The organism is Streptomyces xanthii, assembly GCF_014621695.1.
Lineage (GTDB): Bacteria > Actinomycetota > Actinomycetes > Streptomycetales > Streptomycetaceae > Streptomyces > Streptomyces xanthii.
This window is the reverse complement of sequence record NZ_CP061281.1, coordinates 2,378,619-2,399,649: the sequence shown is the minus strand read 5'-3', so window position 1 is coordinate 2,399,649 and position 21,031 is coordinate 2,378,619. Positions and strand designations below refer to the sequence as shown.

The 21,031-nt window shown below is 68.2% G+C and carries 13 protein-coding genes and 3 rRNA genes; 11 read left to right on the top strand and 5 right to left on the bottom strand.

What is annotated here, in order from left to right:
• Window positions 1-155: 155 nt before the first annotated feature.
• Window positions 156-860 (bottom strand): response regulator, encoded by a 705-nt coding sequence (locus IAG42_RS10755; protein ID WP_188336796.1) that lies wholly within the window; start codon window positions 858-860, stop codon window positions 156-158.
• Entirely contained in the window at window positions 857-2,614 is a 1,758-nt protein-coding gene (locus IAG42_RS10750; protein WP_188336795.1) for a sensor histidine kinase, read from the bottom strand. Before IAG42_RS10750 ends, IAG42_RS10755 begins: the two co-directional genes overlap by 4 nt.
• 242 nt (window positions 2,615-2,856) lie before the next feature.
• On the opposite strand from IAG42_RS10750, the gene IAG42_RS10745 reads away from it, so the two are divergent.
• The 4 genes from IAG42_RS10745 to rrf all read left to right on the top strand — a co-directional run bounded on the left by IAG42_RS10745 (window position 2,857) and on the right by rrf (window position 10,098).
• Entirely contained in the window at window positions 2,857-4,278 is a 1,422-nt protein-coding gene (locus tag IAG42_RS10745) for a cation:dicarboxylate symporter family transporter (protein WP_188336794.1), read from the top strand.
• A gap of 659 nt (window positions 4,279-4,937) precedes the next feature.
• Window positions 4,938-6,463 (top strand): 16S ribosomal RNA (locus IAG42_RS10740).
• A gap of 309 nt (window positions 6,464-6,772) precedes the next feature.
• Window positions 6,773-9,893, top strand: a 23S ribosomal RNA gene (locus IAG42_RS10735).
• Window positions 9,894-9,981: 88 nt separating this feature from the next.
• A 5S ribosomal RNA gene (gene rrf / locus IAG42_RS10730) occupies window positions 9,982-10,098 on the top strand.
• The 16S, 23S and 5S rRNA genes sit together here, the layout of an rRNA operon.
• Before the next feature lie 179 nt (window positions 10,099-10,277).
• On the opposite strand, the gene IAG42_RS10725 is transcribed toward rrf, so the two are convergent.
• On the bottom strand, window positions 10,278-10,892 hold the full coding sequence (locus IAG42_RS10725; RefSeq protein WP_188336793.1) for a TetR/AcrR family transcriptional regulator: 615 nt from the start codon (window positions 10,890-10,892) through the stop codon (window positions 10,278-10,280).
• A 148-nt stretch (window positions 10,893-11,040) separates the two neighbouring features.
• On the opposite strand from IAG42_RS10725, the gene IAG42_RS10720 reads away from it, so the two are divergent.
• The 4 genes from IAG42_RS10720 to IAG42_RS10705 all read left to right on the top strand — a co-directional run bounded on the left by IAG42_RS10720 (window position 11,041) and on the right by IAG42_RS10705 (window position 14,515).
• Complete coding sequence (locus IAG42_RS10720; protein ID WP_223205941.1) at window positions 11,041-12,741, top strand: MFS transporter; 1,701 nt, start codon at window positions 11,041-11,043, stop codon at window positions 12,739-12,741.
• 107 nt (window positions 12,742-12,848) lie between these two features.
• Complete coding sequence (locus IAG42_RS10715; protein ID WP_188336792.1) at window positions 12,849-13,412, top strand: cysteine hydrolase family protein; 564 nt, start codon at window positions 12,849-12,851, stop codon at window positions 13,410-13,412.
• A gap of 71 nt (window positions 13,413-13,483) precedes the next feature.
• Window positions 13,484-13,870 carry a hypothetical protein gene (locus tag IAG42_RS10710; protein WP_223205940.1) on the top strand — a complete coding sequence of 129 codons (387 nt, stop codon included), beginning with the start codon at window positions 13,484-13,486 and terminating at the stop codon, window positions 13,868-13,870.
• Between the two features lie 42 nt (window positions 13,871-13,912).
• Complete coding sequence (locus IAG42_RS10705; protein WP_188336791.1) at window positions 13,913-14,515, top strand: 3'-5' exonuclease; 603 nt, start codon at window positions 13,913-13,915, stop codon at window positions 14,513-14,515.
• 9 nt (window positions 14,516-14,524) lie between these two features.
• On the opposite strand, the gene IAG42_RS10700 is transcribed toward IAG42_RS10705, so the two are convergent.
• Window positions 14,525-15,286 (bottom strand): MBL fold metallo-hydrolase, encoded by a 762-nt coding sequence (locus IAG42_RS10700; RefSeq protein ID WP_384628751.1) that lies wholly within the window; start codon window positions 15,284-15,286, stop codon window positions 14,525-14,527.
• Between the two features lie 141 nt (window positions 15,287-15,427).
• Between IAG42_RS10700 and IAG42_RS10695 the strand changes: the two genes are divergently transcribed.
• The 3 genes from IAG42_RS10695 (at window position 15,428) to IAG42_RS10685 (ending at window position 18,581) form a co-directional block, all read left to right on the top strand.
• Window positions 15,428-15,871 carry a MerR family transcriptional regulator gene (locus IAG42_RS10695; RefSeq protein WP_188336789.1) on the top strand — a complete coding sequence of 148 codons (444 nt, stop codon included), beginning with the start codon at window positions 15,428-15,430 and terminating at the stop codon, window positions 15,869-15,871.
• A gap of 5 nt (window positions 15,872-15,876) precedes the next feature.
• Window positions 15,877-16,197: a thioredoxin gene (gene trxA / locus IAG42_RS10690; RefSeq protein WP_188336788.1), complete on the top strand. Its 321-nt coding sequence runs from the start codon at window positions 15,877-15,879 to the stop codon at window positions 16,195-16,197.
• Window positions 16,198-16,364: 167 nt separating this feature from the next.
• Window positions 16,365-18,581: a HelD family protein gene (locus IAG42_RS10685; protein ID WP_188336787.1), complete on the top strand. Its 2,217-nt coding sequence runs from the start codon at window positions 16,365-16,367 to the stop codon at window positions 18,579-18,581.
• Here IAG42_RS10685 and glgB read toward each other — a convergent pair.
• On the bottom strand, window positions 18,578-20,761 hold the full coding sequence (gene glgB, locus IAG42_RS10680; protein WP_223205939.1) for a 1,4-alpha-glucan branching enzyme: 2,184 nt from the start codon (window positions 20,759-20,761) through the stop codon (window positions 18,578-18,580). The genes IAG42_RS10685 and glgB overlap by 4 nt on opposite strands.
• Window positions 20,762-21,031: the final 270 nt, after the last annotated feature.

The following is a 21,031-nucleotide window of genomic DNA, read 5'->3' as shown; positions in this document are numbered from 1 at the left end:
ATTCGTGCAAAGTGCGTAGGGCGTGCGGATGTTCACCGGATCAGCCCCTGAACAGGCGACTGAGGCAACGAGTTGGAGATAACCCCTTTATTGGCCCATTCGGCGAAACAATCACATGCAATAAAACGACCGCCCGATTTCCGAAGAATTCGAGGTCAATGGGGCGCCCCGGCCCCCCGCACCCACGTGTAGACGAGCTCCGGTCGCCCCACCTGCCCGTACTGCGGACTGCGCGCCGCGCGCCCCGCGTCCACCAGATGCTCCAGATAGCGCCGCGCCGTGATCCGCGAGATACCGACCGTCTCCGCCGCCGACGCCGCCGTCACCCCGTCCGCGCCCGCGTCCCGCACCGCCTGCGTCACCCGCTCCAGCGTCGGCGCGCTCAACCCCTTCGGCAGCGCCGCCGGCGCGGGGGAGCGCAGGTTCGCCAGCGCCCGGTCCACCTCGTCCTGCCCCGCCGCCTCACCGGTCGACGTCCGGTACTCCGCGTACCGCAGCAGCCGGTCCCGCAGCGTGGCGAACGTGAACGGCTTCAGCACGTACTGCACCACCCCCAGCGACACCCCCTCCCGCACCACCGCGAGATCCCGCGCCGACGTCACCGCGATCACGTCCGCCCGATGACCCGCCGCCCGCAGCGACCGCGCCAGCGCCAGCCCGTGCCCGTCCGGCAGATGCAGATCCAGCAGGATCAGATCCACCGCCGTCCGCTCCAGCGCCCGCCGCGCCCCGGCCGCCGTCTGCGCCCGCGCCACCGTCACGAACCCGGGCACCCGGTCCACGTACAACGCGTGCGCGTCCGCGGCCACCGGATCGTCCTCGACGACCAGCACCCGGATCCCGGCCCCGTCCGCACTCATCGCCGCCCGCCTCTCTGCGCCGCATCCGCGTCACCGCGCCCGGCCACCGACCCCGACCGTTCCGCGCCCGCCTCCCGCGGAGCCCCGTCGGCGCCGCCGCCCCGCGGCCCCGGAACCCCCTCGTCCGACGCCGCGGACCCCGGCCTCGCCCCGCCCAGCGGCAACCGCACCGTGAACTCCGCCCCGCCGTCCGCCGAGCGGTCCAGCGTCAGCACGCCGCCGCCCCGCGCCACCGCCTGCCGTACGAGCGCCAGACCCAGGCCACGACCACCGGGCCCCGCCGGCTTCGTCGACCAGCCGCGCTCGAAGACATCGTCCGCGTGCGCCGGATCCACCCCGGGCCCGCTGTCCGCGACCCGCAGCACCAGCTCCTCGCCCGCCGTCAGCGCCGTCACCGTGACCCGCGCGCCCGGCGACCCCTGCGCCGCGTCCACCGCGTTGTCCACCAGATTGCCGAGCACCGTCACCAGGTCCCGCGCCGGCACCGCCCGCGGCAGCAGCCCGTCGTCGATCCGCGTGTCCGCCGACACCATCAGCTCCACCCCGCGCTCGTTCGCCTGCGCCGCTTTGCCCAGCAACAGCGCCGCCAGCACCGGCTCGCTCACCGCCCCCACCACCTGATCCGTCAGCGCCTGCGCCAGCTCCAGCTCCGCCGTCGCGAACTCGACCGCCTCGTCCGCCCGCCCCAGCTCGATCAGCGACACCACCGTGTGCAACCGGTTCGCCGCCTCGTGCGCCTGCGACCGCAGCGCCTGCGTGAACCCCCGCTCCGAGTCCAGCTCACCCATCACCGCCTGCAGCTCCGTGTGATCGCGCAAGGTCACCACCGTGCCCCGCCGCTCCCCGCTCGCCACCGGAGACGTGTTCACGACCACCACCCGGTCCGCCGTCAGATGCACCTCGTCCACCCGCGGCTCCGCCGCCAGCAGCGCCCCCGTCAACGCCCGCGGCAGCCCCAGCTCCGCCACCGACCGCCCCACCGCCGCGTCCCCGGCCCCGACCCCGAGCAGCTCCCGCGCCCCGTCGTTCATCAGCGCCACCCGCCGCTGCCCGTCCAGCATCACCAGACCCTCACGCACCGCGTGCAGCGCCGCCTGGTGATAGGCGTGCATCCGGCTCAGCTCCGTCGAGTTCATCCCGTGCGTGTGCCGCCGCAGCCGCGCGTTGATCACGTACGTCCCCACGCCGCCCAGCACCAGCGCCGCCAGCGCCACCCCCGCCACCGCGAGCAGTTGCCCCCGCGCCTGCGCCGTGATCTCGTCGATCGTGATGCCGGCACTGACCAGCCCCACCACCTGGTTCCGTCCGTCCCGCACCGCGTACACCGGCGTCACCACCCGCACAGACGCTCCCAGCGTCCCCGTGTACGTCTCCGAGAACGTCCGCCCCTTCAGAGCCGGCCCGATGTGCCCCAGGAACCGCTCGCCGATCCGGTCCTCGTCCGGATGCGTCCACCGGATCCCCGCCGGATCCATGATCGTCACGAAGTCGACCCCGGTGTGCCCCCGCACCTCGTCCGCGTACGGCTGCAACCGCACCGTCGGATCCCCGCCCCCGGTGATCGCCTCCCGCACCGACCCCGCGTCGGCCACCGACCGCGCCACCGCCGTCGCCTGCCGCCGCGCCGCGTCCTCCGCCTGCCCCCGGTCGCTGACGTACATGAACAGCGCACACCCGGCCACGACGACCGCGACCAGCACGACCTGCATCGCGAAGAGCTGGCCGGCCAGGCTGCGAGGACGGGGGAGGCACATGACGCCAGTGTGCCTGTTCGTATAAGTGCGAACTAAATGAACGGAAGGGTGACGGCCCTCACGGCCTGGGAGATAGTCACCGGGATCCGCAGGACGTGAGCCGCACGGCCTGTACGTACGTGCACCGAGGCAGAGGCGCACCGCGAGACCCGACGCCGACCGGGCCTCCACCCGAAGAACCCCGCGCGACCTCGCACGACCCGTACGCCCCCAGCACCCCGACGCCGTCGTCAGGAGGAACCGTGGCCGACACCGAGAACGGGACCGCGACCCCGCCCCCGCCCGCAGCCGCACCGCAGGCCCCCGCCAAGCGGGACCGCACCCACTATCTGTACATCGCCGTCATCGTCGCCGTACTGCTCGGCATCGCCGTCGGCTTCGCGGCACCCGACTTCGCCAAGGAGCTCAAGCCCGTCGGCACGGGCTTCGTGAACCTGATCAAGATGATGATCTCCCCGATCATCTTCTGCACGATCGTCCTCGGCGTCGGCTCCGTACGGAAGGCCGCCAAGATCGGCAAGGTCGGCGGCCTCGCCCTCGGCTACTTCATCGTGATGTCGGCCGTCGCCCTCGCCATCGGCCTCGTCGTCGGCAACATCCTCGACCCCGGCTCCGGCATGCACCTCACCGAAGCCACCAAGGACGTCGGCCAGACCGCCGCCAAGGACGCCGCCGAAGGCCCCACCGACTTCGTCCTCGGCATCATCCCGACGACGCTCGTCTCCGCCTTCACCCAGGGAGAGGTCCTCCAGACCCTCCTGGTCGCCCTCCTCGTCGGCTTCGCCCTCCAGGCCATGGGCCGCTCCGGCGAACCCGTCCTGCGCGGCATCGAGCACATCCAGAAGCTCGTCTTCCGTGTCCTCGGCATGATCATGTGGGCCGCCCCGATCGGCGCCTTCGGCGCCATGGCCGCCGTCATCGGCGAGACCGGCATCGACGCCCTCAAGGCCCTCGCCACGATCATGATCGGCTTCTACGTCACCTGCGCGCTGTTCGTCGGAGTCGTCCTCGCGGTGATCCTCCGCCTCGCGACGGGCTTCAACATCTTCGCGCTCCTCAAGTACCTGGGCCGCGAATTCCTGCTGATCCTGTCCACCTCCTCGTCCGAGTCGGCGCTGCCCCGACTCATCGCGAAGATGGAGCACCTCGGCGTCAGCCGCCCGGTCGTCGGCATCACCGTCCCGACCGGCTACTCGTTCAACCTCGACGGCACCATGATCTATCTGACCATGGCGTCCCTCTTCATCGCCGACGCGATGGACCAGCCCATGAGCATCGGCCAGCAGATCGGCCTGCTCCTCTTCATGATGATCGCGTCGAAGGGCGCCGCCGGAGTCTCCGGCTCGGGCATCGCCGTCCTCGCCTCCGGCCTCCAGTCCCACAAGCCGGGCCTGGTCGACGGCGTCGGCCTCATCATCGGCATCGACCGCTTCATGAGCGAGGCCCGCGCCCTCACCAACTTCGCGGGCAACGCGGTGGCCACCCTGCTCATCGGCACCTGGACCGGCGAGGTCGACCGCGACCGCGTCCGCCGCGTCCTCGCCGGCGAGCTCCCCTTCGACGAGCGCACCCTGCTCGACTCCGACGACACCGCCGGCCAGGACGACGTCCCGGCCCCGCGCGACGGCGGACCGACGCTGGAGAAGGAGCCGGTCGGCGCCTGAGCGTCCCCACGCGGCCGCCCCCTCGGTTTGTACTACCAGCCGTAGTGGCGTAAGGTCCTTCGAGTTGTCCGGGCCGCCACACGGTCCACGGCAGCACCTCCGCCGCTCACGCGGCAACCAAACACCAGCGCGATCCCCTGGCGGGGTTGATTTCGGCGTGCCCGAATTCAATTCGGTCGGACGGATTAGGAATTGCCCAGCGGTTCCGCTAATGTTTGGGACGTCGGAACGGCCCAACAGCCGCGAAGACAAACCAGTTGACTGGGAATCAGGCCCGAAAGGATCTGATAGAGTCGACACCGCAGGAAGGCCGAAAGGCCGGAAAGCGAAAAAGCAAGACCAGCAAGACCCCGAGGAAATCGGCCGGTGAAACGGTCTGATAGAGTCGGAAACGCAAGACCGAAGGGAAGCGCCCGGAGGAAAGCCCGAGAGGGTGAGTACAAAGGAAGCGTCCGTTCCTTGAGAACTCAACAGCGTGCCAAAAATCAACGCCAGATATGTTGATACCCCGTCTCCGGCCATTCGGCTGGGACGAGGTTCCTTTGAAAAAGTCCTGCCGGGCACTGTCCGGTAGGCGCACAGCGAGGACGCTGTGAACCGAGGGATTATTCCTCCCTCTGGTTCCGCTCTCGTGGTGTCACCCCGATTACGGGGAAACATTCACGGAGAGTTTGATCCTGGCTCAGGACGAACGCTGGCGGCGTGCTTAACACATGCAAGTCGAACGATGAAGCCCTTCGGGGTGGATTAGTGGCGAACGGGTGAGTAACACGTGGGCAATCTGCCCTTCACTCTGGGACAAGCCCTGGAAACGGGGTCTAATACCGGATAACACCCGCCACCGCATGGTGGTGGGTTGAAAGCTCCGGCGGTGAAGGATGAGCCCGCGGCCTATCAGCTTGTTGGTGAGGTAGTGGCTCACCAAGGCGACGACGGGTAGCCGGCCTGAGAGGGCGACCGGCCACACTGGGACTGAGACACGGCCCAGACTCCTACGGGAGGCAGCAGTGGGGAATATTGCACAATGGGCGAAAGCCTGATGCAGCGACGCCGCGTGAGGGATGACGGCCTTCGGGTTGTAAACCTCTTTCAGCAGGGAAGAAGCGAAAGTGACGGTACCTGCAGAAGAAGCGCCGGCTAACTACGTGCCAGCAGCCGCGGTAATACGTAGGGCGCAAGCGTTGTCCGGAATTATTGGGCGTAAAGAGCTCGTAGGCGGCTTGTCACGTCGATTGTGAAAGCTCGGGGCTTAACCCCGAGTCTGCAGTCGATACGGGCTAGCTAGAGTGTGGTAGGGGAGATCGGAATTCCTGGTGTAGCGGTGAAATGCGCAGATATCAGGAGGAACACCGGTGGCGAAGGCGGATCTCTGGGCCATTACTGACGCTGAGGAGCGAAAGCGTGGGGAGCGAACAGGATTAGATACCCTGGTAGTCCACGCCGTAAACGGTGGGAACTAGGTGTTGGCGACATTCCACGTCGTCGGTGCCGCAGCTAACGCATTAAGTTCCCCGCCTGGGGAGTACGGCCGCAAGGCTAAAACTCAAAGGAATTGACGGGGGCCCGCACAAGCAGCGGAGCATGTGGCTTAATTCGACGCAACGCGAAGAACCTTACCAAGGCTTGACATACACCGGAAAGCACTAGAGATAGTGCCCCCCTTGTGGTCGGTGTACAGGTGGTGCATGGCTGTCGTCAGCTCGTGTCGTGAGATGTTGGGTTAAGTCCCGCAACGAGCGCAACCCTTGTTCTGTGTTGCCAGCATGCCCTTCGGGGTGATGGGGACTCACAGGAGACCGCCGGGGTCAACTCGGAGGAAGGTGGGGACGACGTCAAGTCATCATGCCCCTTATGTCTTGGGCTGCACACGTGCTACAATGGCCGATACAATGAGCTGCGATACCGCAAGGTGGAGCGAATCTCAAAAAGTCGGTCTCAGTTCGGATTGGGGTCTGCAACTCGACCCCATGAAGTTGGAGTTGCTAGTAATCGCAGATCAGCATTGCTGCGGTGAATACGTTCCCGGGCCTTGTACACACCGCCCGTCACGTCACGAAAGTCGGTAACACCCGAAGCCGGTGGCCCAACCCCTTGTGGGAGGGAGCTGTCGAAGGTGGGACTGGCGATTGGGACGAAGTCGTAACAAGGTAGCCGTACCGGAAGGTGCGGCTGGATCACCTCCTTTCTAAGGAGCATCTAGGCCGCCAAGCTTGCTTGGTGGTCCAGGGCCATTACGTCGGCAAACGTTCGACGGTGGTTGCTCATGGGTGGAACGTTGATTATTCGGCACACTTGACCTGCTCTGGTCGCGAGTACTGCTTCGGCGTGGAAAGCGAGATGGAGAGGCGAGGGTGTCGGGCACGCTGTTGGGTGTCTGAAGGTACGGCCGCAAGGTCGCCTTCAGTGCCGGCCCCAGTGCACTCGAATCTACTGGTTCGGGGTGATGGGTGGTTGGTCGTTGTTTGAGAACTGCACAGTGGACGCGAGCATCTGTGGCCAAGTTTTTAAGGGCGCACGGTGGATGCCTTGGCACCAGGAACCGATGAAGGACGTGGGAGGCCACGATAGTCCCCGGGGAGTCGTCAACCAGGCTTTGATCCGGGGGTTTCCGAATGGGGAAACCCGGCAGTCGTCATGGGCTGTCACCCGCTGCTGAACACATAGGCAGTGTGGAGGGAACGCGGGGAAGTGAAACATCTCAGTACCCGCAGGAAGAGAAAACAACCGTGATTCCGGGAGTAGTGGCGAGCGAAACTGGATGAGGCCAAACCTCAAACGTGTGAGACCCGGCAGGGGTTGCGTTTGGGGGGTTGTGGGATCTCTCTTCCACGGTCTGCCGGCCGTGGGACGAGTCAGAAACCGTTGATGTAGGCGAAGGACATGCGAAAGGTCCGGCGTAGAGGGTAAGACCCCGTAGTCGAAACATCAGCGGCTCGTTTGAGAGACACCCAAGTAGCACGGGGCCCGAGAAATCCCGTGTGAATCTGGCGGGACCACCCGTTAAGCCTAAATATTCCCTGGTGACCGATAGCGGATAGTACCGTGAGGGAATGGTGAAAAGTACCGCGGGAGCGGAGTGAAATAGTACCTGAAACCGTGTGCCTACAAGCCGTGGGAGCGTCGGGCGAGCACTTGTGCTTGCCTCGTGACTGCGTGCCTTTTGAAGAATGAGCCTGCGAGTTTGCGGTGTGTTGCGAGGTTAACCCGTGTGGGGAAGCCGTAGCGAAAGCGAGTCCGAACAGGGCGTTTCAGTAGCACGCTCAAGACCCGAAGCGGAGTGATCTAGCCATGGGCAGGTTGAAGCGGAGGTAAGACTTCGTGGAGGACCGAACCCACCAGGGTTGAAAACCTGGGGGATGACCTGTGGTTAGGGGTGAAAGGCCAATCAAACTCCGTGATAGCTGGTTCTCCCCGAAATGCATTTAGGTGCAGCGTCGTGTGTTTCTTGCCGGAGGTAGAGCACTGGATAGGCGATGGGCCCTACCGGGTTACTGACCTTAGCCAAACTCCGAATGCCGGTAAGTGAGAGCACGGCAGTGAGACTGTGGGGGATAAGCTCCATGGTCGAGAGGGAAACAGCCCAGAGCATCGACTAAGGCCCCTAAGCGTACGCTAAGTGGGAAAGGATGTGGAGTCGCAGAGACAACCAGGAGGTTGGCTTAGAAGCAGCCACCCTTGAAAGAGTGCGTAATAGCTCACTGGTCTAGTGATTCCGCGCCGACAATGTAGCGGGGCTCAAGCGTACCGCCGAAGTCGTGTCATTGCAGCAATAGGGCCAACGCCCGCTGTGATGGGTAGGGGAGCGTCGTGTGCCGGGTGAAGCAGCACCGGAAGGTAGTTGTGGACGGTTCACGAGTGAGAATGCAGGCATGAGTAGCGATACAAACGTGAGAAACGTTTGCGCCGATTGACTAAGGGTTCCTGGGTCAAGCTGATCTGCCCAGGGTAAGTCGGGACCTAAGGCGAGGCCGACAGGCGTAGTCGATGGATAACCGGTTGATATTCCGGTACCCGCTGTGAAGCGTCAAACATCGAGCATCGTGATGCTAAGGCCGTGAAACCGCCGTCCTCGTCTTTGACGTGGTTCGGAGTGGTGGAGCCGCCGGCCCAAGCGGTTAGTAGGTGAGTGATGGGGTGACGCAGGAAGGTAGTCCATCCCGGGCGGTGGTTGTCCCGGGGTAAAGGTGTAGGACGTCAGGTAGGTAAATCCGCCTGGCACATAGTCTGAGACCTGATGCCGAGCCGATTGTGGTGAAGTGGATGATCCTATGCTGTCGAGAAAAGCCTCTAGCGAGTTTCATGGCGGCCCGTACCCTAAACCGACTCAGGTGGTCAGGTAGAGAATACCGAGGCGTTCGGGTGAACTATGGTTAAGGAACTCGGCAAAATGCCCCCGTAACTTCGGGAGAAGGGGGCCATTCCTGGTGATGAGTCTTGCACTCTGAGCTGGGGGTGGCCGCAGAGACCAGCGAGAAGCGACTGTTTACTAAAAACACAGGTCCGTGCGAAGCCGTAAGGCGATGTATACGGACTGACGCCTGCCCGGTGCTGGAACGTTAAGGGGACCGGTTAGTCAGGATTCGTCCTGGCGAAGCTGAGAACTTAAGCGCCAGTAAACGGCGGTGGTAACTATAACCATCCTAAGGTAGCGAAATTCCTTGTCGGGTAAGTTCCGACCTGCACGAATGGCGTAACGACTTCTCGACTGTCTCAACCATAGGCCCGGTGAAATTGCACTACGAGTAAAGATGCTCGTTTCGCGCAGAAGGACGGAAAGACCCCGGGACCTTTACTACAGTTTGATATTGGTGTTCGGTTCGGCTTGTGTAGGATAGGTGGGAGACTTTGAAGCGGCCACGCCAGTGGTTGTGGAGTCGTCGTTGAAATACCACTCTGGTCGTGCTGGATGTCTAACCTCGGTCCGTGATCCGGATCAGGGACAGTGTCTGATGGGTAGTTTAACTGGGGCGGTTGCCTCCCAAAGGGTAACGGAGGCGCCCAAAGGTTCCCTCAGCCTGGTTGGTAATCAGGTGTTGAGTGTAAGTGCACAAGGGAGCTTGACTGTGAGACCGACGGGTCGAGCAGGGACGAAAGTCGGGACTAGTGATCCGGCGGTGGCTTGTGGAAGCGCCGTCGCTCAACGGATAAAAGGTACCCCGGGGATAACAGGCTGATCTTCCCCAAGAGTCCATATCGACGGGATGGTTTGGCACCTCGATGTCGGCTCGTCGCATCCTGGGGCTGGAGTCGGTCCCAAGGGTTGGGCTGTTCGCCCATTAAAGCGGTACGCGAGCTGGGTTTAGAACGTCGTGAGACAGTTCGGTCCCTATCCTCTGTGCGCGCAGGAATATTGAGAAGGGCTGTCCCTAGTACGAGAGGACCGGGACGGACGAACCTCTGGTGTGCCAGTTGTTCTGCCAAGGGCATGGCTGGTTGGCTACGTTCGGGAGGGATAACCGCTGAAAGCATCTAAGCGGGAAGCCTGCTTCGAGATGAGTATTCCCACCCACTTGATGGGGTAAGGCTCCCAGTAGACGACTGGGTTGATAGGCCAGATCTGGAAGCACCGCAAGGTGTGGAGGTGACTGGTACTAATAGGCCGAGGGCTTGTCCTCAGTTGCTCGCGTCCACTGTGTTGGTTCTGAAACCACGAACGACCGTCGTAGTCATAGGCCACGACTCCGGTTGTCAGTTTCATAGTGTTTCGGTGGTCATAGCGTGAGGGAAACGCCCGGTTACATTCCGAACCCGGAAGCTAAGCCTCACAGCGCCGATGGTACTGCAGGGGGGACCCTGTGGGAGAGTAGGACGCCGCCGAACAAATTTTGAAGAAAACCCCGGACCGGGACACGGTCCGGGGTTTTCTGCGTTTACGGGCAATTCCGCCGGGGCGTCAATTCGGACATCGGGTCGTCCTCCCGTGGCGGGCCTCGCCGGCCGAACGGTTTTGCCGGCCTGGTGGAGAGGGACGACAGGCGCGATGTAGGTCCGATGCGGTCCTAGAGGGAGCGGGCCGCGCTGTCGGCCAGGCGCTCCGCTTCCCGCGCGGGGTAGCCCGCCGAGGAGAGCACGGCGACGACCGCCGCGCGGCCGGCGTCCTTAGCCGGGAGGGCACCGTCGTTCACGGCTTCCATCAGGCCGAACAGGACCTGCTCGTGCACGTACGCCAACGCGGCGGCGGGGAGCGGCGAGACGAACTCGCCCTTCTCCACGGCCTGTTCGATGAGCTGGGCGCAGACCTCGCGGACCGGGGCGAGGCGGGCGCGGATGCCCTCCATCGTGACGCTGCGCTGGGCGAGGTGGACCAGGAGGCGGTAGCGGTCGGCGATCGGCCAGATCGCCACGATCGAGTGGGCCACCGCCTCCGCCGGGTCCTCGATGCCCTCACGGCCCGCGAGGTGCGCGGCCGCGACCGCCTGGGCCGCGTCGTCCACCAGGGCCCCGACGAGTGCGTCCCGGCTGGGGAAGTGTCCGTACACCGTGCGGCGCACCACGCCGGCCGCGCGCGCGATCTGGTCCATGGAGGCGTCCGGGTCGCGCAGCAGCTCGGCGAGCGCGACGTCGAGGATGCGGCGGCGGTTGGCGTCGGCTCGTACGGAAGTCACGCCGTTCATTGTGCACGGGCCCTCGCGAGGCGGAGCGGGCGCCATCGTTTTGCACACCGCTGTGCAAGGGCGTAGATTGCACAGCAGTGTGTAATTGCACAGCGGTGTGCAGTGTGATGCGCCGCGTGATCTCTGCTTCCGGGAGGGGCTGCCCGCCATGCGTCTCGTCATGAATGAGCCGGTCGAATCGATGGACCGGCCGTACGCCCGCCGCTGGTGGGCGCTTCTCGTGCTCTGCCTCAGCCTGCTGATCATCGTCATGGCCAACACGGCGCTGACCGTCGCGGCACCCGACATGACGCAGGACCTGGGTCTGACCAGCGCCGACCTGCAGTGGGTCATCGACGGCTACACCGTGCCGTACGCGGCCCTGATGCTGCTGCTCGGCGCGATCGGCGACAAGTACAGCCGGCGCGGGGCGCTGGTCCTCGGCCTGGTCGTGTTCGGTGGTGGCGCGGTCGCCGGGTCGCTCGTCGACAGCGGGACCGGGGTCATCGCCGCTCGCGCCGTGATGGGCGTCGGCGCGGCGATGATCATGCCGGCCACGCTGTCGCTGCTGGCCGCGACGTTCCCCAAGGGGGAGCGGGCCAAGGCGATCGTGCTGTGGACCGCGACCGCGGGGCTGGCCATCGCGGCCGGGCCGCTGGTCGCCGGCGCGCTGCTGCGGGACCACGGCTGGGCCTCGACCTTCCTCATCAACGTGCCGGTCGCCGTGCTCGCGATCGTGGGCGCGCTCGTCCTCGTTCCGCCGTCCAAGGCGGCCCACCAGCACCGGATCGACTACGTCGGCGGGCTGCTGTCCGTGGTCTGGGTCGGCGCGCTCGTCTACATGATCATCGAGGGGCCGCACTTCGGCTGGGGCGTGAAGGCCGTCGGCGCGGCCGTGGTCGCCGGGGTCGCGCTCGTCGCGTTCGTGCTGTGGGAGCTGCGGCACCCGCGGCCGGTGCTGGACGTGCGCCGGTTCGCGAACCGCCGGTTCGCCGGGTCGAACCTCGCCGTCGCCCTCTTCTTCCTGGCCGTCTTCGGCGCGTTCTACTACCTGACCCAGCACCTCCAGTTCGTGCTCGGCTACGACGCCCTGGAGACCGGCGTACGGATGCTGCCGCTGGCCGGCGCCGTGTTCGTCGGGTCCGCGCTCACGGGGTACCTCACCCCGCGCATCGGCATGAAGATCACCGTCACCGCGGGCATGGTCGGCGGCACCACCGCGCTGGCCCTGCTGACGCGCGTCGACGCCGGATCCTCGTACGGGGACTTCGTGCTGCCGCTCGTGATCCTCGGGCTCGCCATCGGGCTCGCGCTCTCGCCCTGCACCGACGCGATCATGGGAGCGTTCCCGGAGGCCGAGCTCGGCGTGGGCGGAGCCGTCAACGACACCTCCCTCGAACTCGGCGGCTCGCTCGGCATCGCGATCCTGGGCTCTGTGCTCGCCGGTTCGTACTCCTCGCAGCTGTCCGACGCCACCGCCGGGACGAAGCTGCCCGGAGAGGCGCTGGCCACCGCGCAGGACTCGGTGGGCGCCGGGTACGCGGTCGCGCGGCAGATCGGGGCGCAGGCCGACAAGCTCGCCGGGCAGGCGGCGGCCGCCGGAGACCCGCAGCAGGCCGCGCAGTTGAAGGCGCAGGCGGGACAACTCGCGGACGGCGCCCGGCAGATGGCGGACGCGGTGGGCTCCTCGTTCTCGGACGCGGTGGCGCACACGAGCGTCGTCGGGGCGGTGATCCTCGGCGTGGGCACCGTGCTGGTGGGGGCGTTGCTGCCGCGCAAGGGGCGGGGCGCCGCGCAGGACGCCGACGGGGAGCAGACGCCGGCCGAGGCCGGAGAACCGGGCGAACCGGTGCTCGCGGGCCAGGGCTGAGGAAGACATCCCGGGGCTGTTGTCAGTGGGGCGGCCTAGGGTGGCAGCAGTTGGAGAACGACCTACCAGGACGTCCGACGAGGACCACCCACCAGGAGGCTCGCACCATGACCACTCTGCCCGACAGGCCCGGCACCGCACTGCTGGTGATCGACGTGCAGAACGGGGTCGTCGAAGGCGCCCCCCGCCGCGACGAGGTCATCGCGAACATCGCGTCGCTCGTCGACCGCGCGCGCACCGAGGACGTGCCCGTGATCTGGGTGCAGCACTCCGACGACGGCGGCCTGAAGGAGGGGAGCGAGGCGTGGCAGTACGTGTCCGAGCTGCCCCGGCGCGAGGGCGAGCCGCTGGTCCACAAGCGCTACAGCGACTCCTTCGAGGACACCGAGCTGGAGGCGCTGCTCGCCGAGCGGGGGGTGGGGCGGCTCGTCGTGAGCGGCGCCCAGAGCGACGCGTGCATCCGCTCGACGCTCCACGGCGGCTTCGTGCGCGGCTACGACGTGACGCTCGTCGGTGACGCGCACACGACGGAGGACCTGACCCAGTTCGGGGCGCCCGCCCCGGAGCTGGTCATCGCGCACACCAACCTGTACTGGGGCTTCCAGAAGGCGCCGGGCCGCTGCGGCGGGACCGTGGACACCGCGGAGGTGAGCTTCGGGGCCGCCGAGTAGGCCCCGTGGCTGAGTAGGCCCTGAGTACGGGGGCTCAGGCGGAGCGCTCCGTCCGGAGGTTTCCTCGAAGCATGAGGAACGGACGGAGCCCCGATCTGCTGCCTGCCCCCCACTCCGAGGTGGTCCGCGGCTGGTGGTTCGCCCCGCTGCTCTCCAGCGTGGTGACCCTGCTGGCCGGATACTGCGCCTTCGGATTCGCGGCGCTCGCGCCGATGGCCTGTGACGCGTGCACGCGCGCTCAGTCGGACCGGTTCGACGCGAGTTTCTACCGGGCGATCGCGGTCTTCTTCCTCCTGGTCGGCGTGGCCGTCCTGCTGCTGACCGTCGCATGGGCGCTGCCGCACCGGGAGAGGGCCGCGGCACGGTTCGCGGCCCGCAGGACCCGCCTCGCGTTCGCGGCTCCCGCCATGATCGTCGTCGCCTACCTGGTGTTCCTGGCCCTGGTCGACTGGCCGTAATCCGCTCGCCCGGGCCCGGGACGGATCCGTACGCTGCCGCGCATGACCAGCGCGCCGCCGGAACGCCACCCGCACCTCCTCAACGTCGTCGACGTCGAGGCCACCTGCTGGGACGGACAGCCGCCGCCCGGAGCCGTCAGCGAGATCATCGAGGTCGGGCTGACCGTCGTGGACCTGGCGGCCGGTGAGCGGATCGCGCGGCACGGGATCCTGGTGCGGCCCGAGCGGTCCAGCGTCAGCCCGTTCTGCACCGAGCTCACCGGGCTCACGCAGGACCAGGTCGCGGGAGGGGTCTCCTTCGCGGAGGCCTGTCGGATCCTGCGGGACGAGCACGCGGCGCGGACCAGGGCCTGGGCGAGCTGGGGCGACTACGACCGCAAGCAGTTCGAGCGGCAGTGCGCGGCGCCCGGCGCCCGCTACCCCTTCGGGCGTACGCACATCAACGCCAAGGCCGTCTTCACCGGGAGCCACGGGCTGCGCCGGCGGCCCGGCATGGCGCAGGCGCTGGACGTGGCCGGGCTGCCGCTGGAGGGGCGGCACCACCGGGGCGAGGACGACGCGTGGAACATCGCCGCGCTCGTCCTGCACGTGGCCGGGCGCGGCGACTGGCCGGAGGACCCCCGCGAGGAGCCCTCCGACCGGTGACCCCACGGGTCAGAGCTGGAACGTCTCCCCGGGCTTGAGCAGGTGAAGACGCTCGCTCAGCCCCGCCGCCGCGAACGCCGCCGTCAGCGCGGCCCCGTCCTCGGTGAAGTGCCCCCAGTGCTCGAAGTGCAGCGGCACCACGTGCCGGGCGTCCAGGATCCGCGCCGCCTCCGCCGCGTCCGCGCTGGTGAGGGTGAGCGGCGCGTCCGGCACGAGCGGGGTGCGGGCCGCGCCCGCGAACAGGACGGCGACGTCGACGGCCGGGAAGCGCGCGGCGACCTCGCGGACCCGGTCCAGCGAGGCGTTGTCCCCCGACACGTACACCGTGGGCAGGCCCTCGCCGGACAGGACGAAGCCCGTGACCTCGCCGACCAGCGGCTCGCTGCCCTCGGGGCCGTGCAGCGCGGGCACACCCGTCACGCGCAGGGTGCCACCGTCCGGACGCGGCAGCTCCACGTGCTCCCAGACGGGCAGGGCGGTGACCTCGGCGCCGAGCCGCTCGTGGGCCGCCGCCGTGGACAGCACCAGCGGGACGTCGGCGAGCAGGGCGCGGCCGGCCCCGTCCAGGTTGTCGGGGTGGTGGTCGTGCGACAGCAGCACCGCGTCCACCGGTCTTATGGCGTCGGCGGCGACGGCGGGGCCGGCTGTCTTCACCAGGGTGCGGGAGCCCACCGGGTACTCGCCCGGGGCGTCGAACGTGGGGTCGGTGAGCAGGCGCAGGCCGCCGGTCTCGATGACGGACGTGGGTCCGCCGACGTAGCGGACGGAGATCGCGGTCACGTGGATCCTCCAGTGTGTGGTGCGGTCTCTCGGTCCAATTCCCGGACGCCCGTGGGTATTCCGGTGTTCCGTACATGATCCGCGGCGGTGGACGCTGGCCTTGACCCCGGCGTCAAGGTTTACGGTCGGGGCATGCGCATCGGAGAGCTCGCGGACCGCGCCGGTACGACCACGCGGACGCTCAGGTACTACGAGTCGCGCGGGCTGCTGCCCGCGCGGCGCGGCGGCAACGGATACCGGACCTACGACGAGGCGGACCTGCGCGCCCTGCGCCAGATCCGCACGCTGCAGGACTTCGGGTTCGACCTGGAGGAGACCCGCCCGTTCGTGGAGTGCCTGCGCGCCGGGCACCCGGAGGGCGACTCCTGTCCGGCGTCGCTCGCCGTGTACCGGGCCAAGCTCACCGAACTCGACGCGCTGATCGGCGAGTTGAGCGCCGTACGGGAGAAGGTCGGCGCGCAGCTGGCGCGCGCCGAGGAGGCCATGGAGGCGCTGGCCGCGGAGGAGTCCGCGCCGCGCTGCGAACTGAACGAATCGGTACTGAACGCATCAGTACCCAGCGAACCAGGGGAGTGACAGAGATGGCGTTTCGGGACGTGACCGACGCGGACTTCGACGAGCAGGTGCTCAAGGCGGGCCGGCCGGTGCTGGTGGAGTTCACCGCCGAGTGGTGCGGTCCGTGCAAGCAACTGGCGCCCGTGCTGAAGGCCGTCGCCGAGGAGGAACGCGAGCGGCTCGACGTCGTGGCGATCGACGTCGACGCCAATCCGGACACCGCGGTGAAGTACGGGGTGCTGTCGATGCCGACGCTGATGGTCTTCAAGAACGGCGAACCGGTGTGGTCGCGAGTCGGCGCCCGGCCGAAGCGGCGGCTGCTCGAGGAATTGGCGGAGGCCCTCTGAATCCTCGGGGAATTTCCCCACCGATTGGAATGCGTGCCCCGCCCGGGGTATATTCGGTGTTTCTGTGTGCCCACAGAAAAGGCCCCTCACCGGGGGCCAATAAACAACACCGTACCGGGCAGGGAGCCGTTTTGTCAAGCCGGGAAACCGCCGCATCGCAGAAAGAATTGCAGAAGGAACAGGAATTCATCGACACGCTGTACGCGCGCGTCGACGAACTGCGCGGCGAGGCCGCGGACTCGGTCCGGGACGCGATCACGCCGGTCGGGACGGGCCAGCAGGCCCGCCTGGAGCGGGACCTGCTGGTCGTGGAACGGTCCGGGCTGCTCGCCGCGCTGAATGCCGTGGAGGGATCCCTCGCGTTCGGCCGCATCGATCTCAAGGACGGTACGGCGCACCACATCGGCCGCATCGGAATTCGCCGCGACGACACCGAACACACGCCGATCCTGATCGACTGGCGTGCCCCCGTCGCCCGGCCTTTCTATCTCGCGACCGGACACACCCCCATGGGGCTGCGGCGCCGCCGGCACCTCACGCTCGACGGCCGTACCGTCACCGAACTGCACGACGAGATCCTCGACCTCGAAGACGCCGAGCGGACCGGGTACGAGGACCCGAGCGGCGACGCCGTGCTGCTCGCCGCGCTCAACAGCGCCCGCACCGGCCGCATGGGCGACATCGTGCAGACCATCCAGGCCGAGCAGGACAACATCATCCGGCACGCGCACCAGGGCGTGCTCGTCGTCGAGGGCGGCCCCGGCACCGGCAAGACCGCCGTCGCGCTGCACCGCGCCGCCTACCTGCTCTACGAGCACCGGGAACTGCTCGCCAAGCGGGCCGTCCTCATCGTCGGCCCGAACCCGGCGTTCCTGAAGTACATCTCCGAGGTGCTGCCCGCGCTCGGCGAGACGGGCGTGCTCCTGTCCACCGTCGCCGAGCTGTTCCCCGGCGTCCACGCCACCGGCACCGACAGCCCGCGCGCCGCCGCCGTCAAGGGCGCCGCCGCGATGGCCGGGGCGCTCGCCGCAGCCGTCGCCGACCGGCAGGAACTGCCCATGCCCGGCGCCCCGATCGTCGTCCCGCACGACGACGGCGACCTCGTCCTCGACTGGGAGATCGCCTACGAGGCCCGGCAGGCGGCCCGCGACACCAAGCTGCCGCACAACCTCGCCCGCCCGCACTTCGCGTTCCGCGTCATCGACGCGCTCACCGCCCAGCTCACCGAGCGGATCGGCGCGGACCCCTACGGCGGCCCGAACTTCCTCGGACCCGACGACATCGCCCAGCTCGGCAAGGCCGTCGCCGCGAGCCCCGACGTGCACGCCGCGATCGAGGAACTGTGGCCGCAGCTCACGCCACAGCGCTTCCTGGCCGACTACCTCGCCGAGCCCACGCACCTGACGGACGACGACGCGGCGGCGATCCGGCGCGCCCCCGCCGACGGGGACCGGCCGTGGACCCCGGCCGACGTGCCGCTGCTCGACGAGGCCGCGGAACTCCTCGGGCACGACGACAGCGCCGAGCGCGCCGCCGCCGAGGCCGCCCGTCAGGAGCGCATCGCCTACGCGCAGGGCGTGCTCGACCTGTCGAAGGGCTCGGAGACCTACGAGTTCGAGGACGAGGACGAGTCGGAGGTGCTCGCCGCGCACGACATCGTCGACGCGGACCGGGTCGCCGACTGGTACGAGGAGGAGGACCACCGCAGCGCCGCGGAGCGGGCCGCCGCCGACCGCACCTGGGCGTTCGGCCACATCATCGTCGACGAGGCGCAGGAGCTCAGCCCGATGGCGTGGCGGCTCCTCATGCGGCGCTCGCCCACCCGCTCCATGACGCTCGTAGGCGACCCGGCGCAGACGTCCGAGGAGGCCGGTGTCGGGGCGTGGTCCGAGATCCTCGCGCCGTACGTCGAGGACCGGTACGAGCACACCCGGCTCGGGGTCAACTACCGGACACCGTCCGAGATCATGGAGCTCGCGGCGCGAGTGCTGCGGGCCGAGATCCCGGGCTACGAGCCGCCGGCCTCGGTGCGATCGACCGGCGTAGCCCCCTGGGTCCGGCAGGCCGACGATCTCGGGGCCGCGGTCGCCCAGGCCGTCGTGGAGCTGGCCCCCGAGGAGGGACGGCTCGCGGTGATCGCGCCCCGCTCGCTCCACGAGGTGGTCGCGCGGGGCGTCGACGGCGTCGTCGTCGGAGCCGAGCCCGATCTGACGCGGGACGTCGTCCTGCTGGACCCGCGGCAGGCCAAGGGCCTGGAGTTCGACTCCGTACTCGTCGTCGAGCCCGGGCTCTTCGGGGTCAGCGACCTGTACGTGGCCCTCACCCGGGCCACCCAGCGCCTCGGCGTGCTGCACGCCGGGGAGGTGCCGGCCGCGTTGGCCTAAGGAGCCAGCCACACCGTCGCCAGGGGAGGCAGGGTCAGCTTCAGGGCGGGGTCCGCTTTCAGGGGGCCGGGGTTGCCTGCCCCGCTGCCCCCGTACCGGGCGGCGTCCGTGTTGAGGACCTCGTGCCAGGTGGAGGAGCCGGCGGGGGCCGGCAGGGCGTAGTCGTGGCGGAGCACGGGGGAGAAGTTCGAGACCGACAGGACAGGGCTGCCGTCGGTGGCGTGGCGCAGGAACGCGAAGACGTTGTCCTGCGCCGCGTCGCCGAGGACCCAGGAGAAGCCGGCCGGGGCGGTGTCCTGCTCCCAGAGCGCGGGGGTCGCGCGGTACGTGGCGTTCAGGTCGCGGACCAGATCCCGTACGCCCCGGTGGTCCCGCTCCGCTCCGTACGCCGGGTCGAGCAGCCACCAGTCCGGGCCGTGCGCCTCCGACCACTCGGCGCCCTGCGCGAACTCCTGGCCCATGAACAGGAGTTGCTTGCCCGGGTGGGCCCACATGAAGGCCAGATAGGCGCGGAGCGTGGCGCGTTGCTGCCACCAGTCGCCGGGCATCTTCGAGACGAGGGACCGCTTGCCGTGGACGACCTCGTCGTGGGAGATCGGCAGCACGTAGTTCTCGCTGTACGCGTAGACCATCGAGAACGTCATCTCGTGGTGGTGGTGCGCGCGGTGCACCGGGTCGTGGGCGACGTAGCCGAGCGAGTCGTGCATCCAGCCCATGTTCCATTTGAGGCCGAAGCCGAGACCCCCGAAGCCCGTGGGGCCCGTGTGGTGGGTGGGGCGGGTGACGCCGTCCCAGGCCGTCGACTCCTCGGCGATCGTGACGACGCCGGGCACACGGCGGTACAGCGTCGCGTTCATCTCCTGGAGGAACGCGACCGCGTCGAGGTTCTCGCGGCCGCCCGCCGCGTTCGGGGTCCACCGACCCTGCTCGCGCGAGTAGTCGAGGTAGAGCATCGAGGCGACCGCGTCCACGCGCAGGCCGTCGATGTGGAACTCCTCGCACCAGTACACGGCGTTCGCCACGAGGAAGTTGCGGACCTCCCGGCGGCCGTAGTCGAACTCCAGCGTTCCCCAGTCGGGGTGCGCGGCGCGCAGCGGGTCGGCGGGCTCGTACAGGGGGCGGCCGTCGAACTCGGCCAGGGCCCAGTCGTCGCGCGGGAAGTGCGCGGGGACCCAGTCCATGATCACGCCGATGCCGGCCCGGTGCAGGGCGTCCACCAGGTGTTTGAAGTCGTCCGGCGTGCCGAGGCGGGCCGTCGGGGCGTAGAAGCCGGTCACCTGGTAGCCCCATGAACCGCCGAAGGGATGCTCGGCGACCGGCATCAGCTCCACGTGCGTGAAGCCCAGGTCGGCGACGTACGCGGGGAGCTGGACGGCCAGGTCGCGGTAGGTCAGGCCCGGGCGCCAGGACGGGAGATGGACCTCGTAGACGGAGAACGGGGCCTCGTGCGCCGGCCGTGCGGCGCGGGTGCGCAGCCAGTCCTCGTCGTGCCACGTGTAGTGGCTCGAGTGCACGATCGACGCGGTGGCGGGCGGGGTCTCGGTACGGGTCGCCAGCGGGTCGGCGCGCAGGGTGCGGGTGCCGTCGGGGCGGGTGATCTCGTACTTGTACAGTTCGCCCTCGCCGAGGCCCGGGACGAACAGCTCCCAGACTCCCGTCCCGCCCAGCGAGCGCATCGTGTGGGCGGCTCCGTCCCACCGGTTGAAGTCCCCGGCCACGCGGACACCGAGGGCGTTCGGGGCCCAGACCGTGAAGCGGGTGCCGCTGATGTTCTGGTGACGCATGGGGTGCGCGCCCAGGACCTTCCAGAGCTGCTCGTGCCGGCCCTCGCCGATCAGGTGCAGGTCGAGTTCACCGAGGGAGGGGAGCAGGGTGTACGGGTCCGGGGTGCGGATGCGCGTGCCCGCGTAGGTGATCTCCAGCTCGTAGGGAGGCGGGGGATCGGGGAGGTCCAGTGCGGTGGTGAAGAAGCCGTCGCCGTCCGGGTGGAGGGGGACGGGGGCGGCGCCGTCGGGGAGGTGGACGGTGACGGACTCGGCGTACGGGTGCCAGGTTCTGATGGCCAGGGGTTCGGTGGGGGCGGGTTTGTGGGTGCCGAGGACGGCGTGGGGGTTGTGGTGGGTGGCGTTCAGTAGGCGTCGTCGGTCTTCTGGCGGGACCGGGGCGGGGCGGGGGGTCACGGGGGAGGCCTCCTGGTCCTGGGGTGGGATCTCGCCGTCGGGGTTCGTCTCGTTGCCGGGTGCGGGTTTCGTCGTGGCTGGTCGCGCAGTTCCCCGCGCCCCTGACAAGCGCACTTCGTGCGCCCCCGGGGGCCCGTTGGTCGTGCCCCGCGACGGAGTCGCTGATGGGATACGGCCCCGCGCCCCTGACAAGCGCACTTCGTGCGCCCCCGGGGGCCCGTTGGTCGTGCCCCGCGACGGAGTCGCTGATGGGATACGGCCCCGCGCCCC

What these genes read in the sequence shown, in the direction of transcription:
- IAG42_RS10695 (WP_188336789.1), top strand. Translation starts at nt 15,428, where the DNA reads ATGCGCATCGGAGAGCTCGCGGACCGCGCCGGTACGACCACGCGGACG.
- IAG42_RS10715 (WP_188336792.1), top strand. Translation starts at nt 12,849, where the DNA reads ATGACCACTCTGCCCGACAGGCCCGGCACCGCACTGCTGGTGATCGAC.
- IAG42_RS10755 (WP_188336796.1), bottom strand. Translation starts at nt 860, where the DNA reads ATGAGTGCGGACGGGGCCGGGATCCGGGTGCTGGTCGTCGAGGACGAT.
- IAG42_RS10720 (WP_223205941.1), top strand. Translation starts at nt 11,041, where the DNA reads ATGCGTCTCGTCATGAATGAGCCGGTCGAATCGATGGACCGGCCGTAC.
- trxA (WP_188336788.1), top strand. Translation starts at nt 15,877, where the DNA reads ATGGCGTTTCGGGACGTGACCGACGCGGACTTCGACGAGCAGGTGCTC.
- IAG42_RS10710 (WP_223205940.1), top strand. Translation starts at nt 13,484, where the DNA reads ATGAGGAACGGACGGAGCCCCGATCTGCTGCCTGCCCCCCACTCCGAG.
- IAG42_RS10750 (WP_188336795.1), bottom strand. Translation starts at nt 2,614, where the DNA reads ATGTGCCTCCCCCGTCCTCGCAGCCTGGCCGGCCAGCTCTTCGCGATG.
- IAG42_RS10705 (WP_188336791.1), top strand. Translation starts at nt 13,913, where the DNA reads ATGACCAGCGCGCCGCCGGAACGCCACCCGCACCTCCTCAACGTCGTC.
- IAG42_RS10725 (WP_188336793.1), bottom strand. Translation starts at nt 10,892, where the DNA reads ATGAACGGCGTGACTTCCGTACGAGCCGACGCCAACCGCCGCCGCATC.